The 4387-nt window shown below is 55.6% G+C and carries 6 protein-coding genes; 1 reads left to right on the top strand and 5 read right to left on the bottom strand.

The features are described from left to right. Positions 1 to 57: 57 nt before the first annotated feature. The 5 genes from DC522_RS32615 to DC522_RS32595 form a co-directional block, all read right to left on the bottom strand. On the bottom strand, positions 58 to 705 hold the full coding sequence (locus tag DC522_RS32615) for an AAA family ATPase (RefSeq protein ID WP_116532571.1): 648 nt from the start codon (positions 703 to 705) through the stop codon (positions 58 to 60). Then, the gene (locus tag DC522_RS32610) at positions 689 to 985 is read right to left on the bottom strand and encodes a transcriptional coactivator p15/PC4 family protein (RefSeq protein WP_116532570.1); all 297 of its coding nucleotides are present in this window, start codon (positions 983 to 985) and stop codon (positions 689 to 691) included. Before DC522_RS32610 ends, DC522_RS32615 begins: the two co-directional genes overlap by 17 nt. Then, entirely contained in the window at positions 982 to 1236 is a 255-nt protein-coding gene (locus DC522_RS32605) for an AlpA family transcriptional regulator (RefSeq protein ID WP_245444734.1), read from the bottom strand. Before DC522_RS32605 ends, DC522_RS32610 begins: the two co-directional genes overlap by 4 nt. Before the next feature lie 72 nt (positions 1237 to 1308). Next, positions 1309 to 2202, bottom strand: a complete 894-nt coding sequence (locus DC522_RS32600; protein WP_133239451.1) for a hypothetical protein — start codon at positions 2200 to 2202, stop codon at positions 1309 to 1311. After that, positions 2199 to 3500 carry an integrase family protein gene (locus DC522_RS32595; RefSeq protein ID WP_116532568.1) on the bottom strand — a complete coding sequence of 434 codons (1302 nt, stop codon included), beginning with the start codon at positions 3498 to 3500 and terminating at the stop codon, positions 2199 to 2201. Before DC522_RS32595 ends, DC522_RS32600 begins: the two co-directional genes overlap by 4 nt. A 438-nt stretch (positions 3501 to 3938) precedes the next feature. On the opposite strand from DC522_RS32595, the gene DC522_RS34490 reads away from it, so the two are divergent. Continuing rightward, a complete protein-coding gene (locus DC522_RS34490; protein ID WP_133239450.1) occupies positions 3939 to 4175 on the top strand; it encodes a hypothetical protein in 237 nt (78 codons plus the stop codon). Positions 4176 to 4387 lie beyond the last annotated feature (212 nt).

Genomic DNA, 4387 nt, shown 5'->3' with positions numbered 1-4387 from the left:
GAGAGCCAAGATGAGTGAATCACGAAGCCGCCACACCGCATAGCCCCAACGATTCCGTCAGAACTGCCGTTGCTCTAGAATGAGTATGCTGTCAGCAGCGCCGGCCAACCCGGTTGTTGCGGAAATCGTGTCGAACGGGTCAACTGCAGCCGGCTCTTTTCGGGTGTGGACACATGCAATTACGCCAAGCTGGCGTTTATCCGCTAAGGTCTTCAGCGGTAGCGCCGAGGTGTAATCTTGATCATATATTCGCTGACCAGATAGAGCCTGCTGTCGAACCCGCGCGAAGACGTCGACAATGATAAGCCGAGGGTTGGTTACCCCGTCGCACCAAGCCTCAATAGCCTCGATACCGCCATTGCCGAGCGTTGGGCAGGCAGTCGCTATATGAAGGCGCTCGGCGGGAACGTCGCTCTGCAACATGAGAGAGAGGCGGCGTTGAAGCCGCCTCTCGTTGTCTTCAAGTGCAAGCAACAGGACATCCCCCGCCTCTACTCTCTCACCAAGAAGGGTTTTTCCTGCTGCAACACTCAGAGCGGTGTTCATTAGCAACCAAGACTTACCCACTTTCGGGCGCCCACCGAGAAGGGTCAAACCTTCCGGTACGAAACGCGGCACGATGAACTTCGCATCTGGGATGGTGCGCGCGGCCAACTCCGCGGCCGTGAAGGTAGTGAGACTAGGCACGCTACGAGCTAATCCCATGATTACCTCCGCGTCCGTTACCAGCCTGTCGGAGTTCCGTTGGCACCAGATCCTCCACTAAAATCCCGAGCTCAGACGCCTTTATGATTGCTGCATCGATAGCTTCTCGAAGGGCGGGAAGGTGAGAGACCTGAAGGCTGATGGCGGACTTGGTTGGGAAACCTTGGGCATCGTAAATCCGGAGATCAATCAGCTGATGGCCACGGTAGTCCGTAAGCCCAACTCGAACTTGCTCCTGCGTGTTTTTGATGATTGTGAAAATCGAAACACGCACAGTCATGCCTCCTCCCAAAGGGGATACTGCCGTGCATCTTGTTCACTATCTCCACCCCGGCCTAAGGTCGGTGCGGCCTTCACGCGAGATCGTTGCTCGAGCCATGTCTCAATTTCAGATTGGCGATATGCGATACGGCGTTCGCCAAGCGTGATAGGCGAGGGAAACTTACCTTTACGGCGAAGGCGATAAATCGTTGTTTGGCTGAGGCGGGTCATTGCCCCAACCTCCATGGGAAATAAAAGCTTATCTTGCACGTGTCGTCTCCTTTCGTCAGACGACCCCAATCAAGTGCAATTCACATCAGAGTAAAACTTCTAGGAGATTTTCTACCTTGAGGTTTGGGATTTTGGATTTTTGCGTCGCCGTCCTGGGGCGTTCCACGTGGCTCCCGTATCCCGAAGCGCCCTTTTCCAGACTCTTTCGAAACCAGCTCCGGAGAGACCTTCGAACTGTTTCGTCGCCACCATTTTAAACTCGTCATGGGTTTTCGGGGGATCCTGGGGCAATTTTTTCATTTCATTCGCGAGCCAGCGATAACATTTCTCCTCGGCGCCAGATGTAGATTTACGGGCCAGCGCAATCGAATTCAGCTTTGGGGCGACAAAAACCGAGTAGAGTTTTGCGCCATCCAACCCAGTCGCATCGGAAACGCGGTCGTCAGGATCCGCATAGTCGTCTCGCAGGCTGATCGTGAAGGCGCTTAAAACGTCAGGTGGGATCACCGAAAAGGGTGAAGTGGGGGAGGTGGGTCTAGCCATAATGCAGGCCCAACCATTATGAAGTGCCCTCTCGAACTCCCTCTCTCCGGCGATCCACAAGTCTGATGCAAGATTGAAAATGATTTCGTGTGCGGGCTCGCTTAGATAAGCTGGTCGCACATGCTCAAGTTTGTTCATGAAATCTACTGGTGAACCATAAACGTTATCCAGTTGATCGTCGTCGTCGTCTACACGGGTGAGCCAAAATTCTCCATCGTCCGCGTGAAGCTCAAGCTTCCAAGTGTCTCCGCAGCAAGCGACGACCACACCATACCGTCGCTTAACGGTTACAAGCAGGTTAGATCGTGCGATGACCTGTTCGCAACGATGTATCAGGCTGGATGTGATTTGTTCCGGGGTGATTGCAGGCTTAGGGAAAAAACGAAAAGGAGCTTGGTGATAAGAGCACCATGATGGGTCAGGTGCTTGAAGGCCCGCCTGGGCCCCTGGGCCCGGCTTCATGAGCTGCGCCTCTTTAGGGTAAGGACGGCGGCGGTCGATTTCTTGTTCGTCACCAGCTCCGAGACATGTCGGTCCCAGGCCTCCAGAGCGATTCGCTTTTCCCGAAGGCGCTCATACTGATCATATACCATCCCATGCACATCGCTCTCAGCATGACCGAGAACCGCCTTTCGGTCCTCCCGCAGGACGCCCAACCGGGCAAGCCCAGTTCCGACGGTGCGCCGAAAATCATGAGGTGTCGGCGGGTTGTTCTTTAGATTTTGAACGGGGAGGGCAGTCTGCTCATCATCCTTCAGCCGCTCAATTACGCGGGCTAGGCCTTGCGATAGACTGTTGCGCGCGAGGGTTGCTCTGTTGGAGAACTTCGACGCAAATACGCTTCCGTGTTCGTCGCCATCCCTCGCTCGTCGCTCAAGAGCGCTGGCGATGATGTGTCGAGCCATGCCGGTAAGTGGCACTACGTGCAGCCGTCGGCTTTTGTGGCGGCGGGCGGAAATCTCAAGACGTGCCTTGGCTGGATCGTTTAATTGGAACAGCTCGGTCACCACCATCCCGGCCGCATCGCTTGGTCGCTGGCCCGTAAGCAACAGGAAGAGCAGGGCGTCCGCTACATCTCTCGTTACGCCGTCCGCCTTGGTGAGGGCCTCGTACAGGACCCGGATTTCCTCGTCATCGAGGACTCGGCTCTTCGCCTCCTCCTTGACGCGCTTTTTGAGACCGGCGATCGGATTGGCGGGCACGAACTCGCTGTCTACGGCCCAGTTAAATAGCTTTACAAGGACCGTTTGAGTTCGATTGGCCGAAACGGGCGCCGTCTTCTTGATAGTGTCCAAGACGTCGATCACATCGCGCCTAGTGATCGCCTTCGCTTCACGCTCGCCGAGAGCGGCACGGGGACGCTTTAGGTACATCTCATCCATTTTCCACGAGGCCTTGTTCGGCTTCGCGTACTCCTCAAGATAGCGCTCCGCGAGTCTATCGAAGCTCAAAACCTGTTTAGCGGCTTCCCGCCGTTCACGCCGGTCCTTTTGCGGGTTGCTTCCGTCTACCACTTGTCCACGAAACTTGACCGCTCGCTCACGTGCGCCGGCGAGGGTCAGGTCTTGGAGGCTACCCAGCGTTATGCGCTCGTAGCCGCTACCGTTCCGCGGGCGATACCTAAATGACCACGATGCGGCCCCGGTAGGCGTCACGCGCAGGCATAGTCCTGGCGTCCGTTTGTCCCAGATCTCGAGGCGTCCGGTTGGGGGCGGCTTTATGCTTCTGACGTACGCAGTGGTTAGGTCGATTATGGGCATGGGCTCAAGCGCATGGACGAGTGGGGGTTCTGCCGGGGTTCAAAAAAGTGGAACTGCCTGAACGCCAACGCTTACAAATGAACACACTTTTCCGTTTAATGTCAATGTCTTAGGAATGGTTCTGAAAGGACATGGAATGCTATGAACGCCTATCATGCTAGTCTGGGGGACTAGGGGTCGTGGGTTCAAATCCCGCCGCTCCGACCATTCTTTTCAAGGGCTTAGAGTAAGTCTGCTTCCGGAGGCCAGCTTTCCCGGAACCATATCGGAAGCACGAAGTAGGCGTTTTTCTCTTCAATGCCGCTATCGGACGTTTGCACCTTCTATCTCAAGCGATGCTTTTGAAATCCTCCAGCGTAAAGTGAGCCCCTTCGATTGTGGCCCAAGCAATCATGAACGCTGTGCCATTAGCGCCAATAGCTCTCCCGGCCGTCTCGCGTGAACCTGCTCTACGGTTCGCCGACGGTGCTCCTGGCTAAAGCACTTCCGCACGCTGTCCGACGCGCGGATCACTCCGCTTCGACCCGCATCCTCGTGAAGGGCGACGCGATACTGTTTCCTGAGCACCCTGCGACCATGTTTCGATCCACGCCCTCGCGAGGAGAGCGACGTAACGTGACCATCACCGGTCTGGAGGAGATCCAGTTTCGATCCACACCCATGAAGGGCGACTAGAGCATCGTGCTTAAAAAGTGGACCCGGTTTTCGCTGATGCGGACCTCCGGTTCCGCTTTCAACGATGCTCTCATTGAAGGAGAAGCATCGGATGGAATCCCAAAAGTGCAAATCCACTTTTCTCGTCCGATGCTGTAGCAGGAGCTTTCGCAGATCGGGGGAGAAAGCCATCGGAAATTGGGTATGCAGGGCTCATTCGACATTTTGTGCTG

The sequence above is a fragment of the Microvirga sp. KLBC 81 genome, assembly GCF_003075415.1.
Taxonomy (GTDB): Bacteria; Pseudomonadota; Alphaproteobacteria; order Rhizobiales; family Beijerinckiaceae; genus Microvirga.
This window is presented reverse-complemented; position numbering and strand designations above follow the sequence as displayed.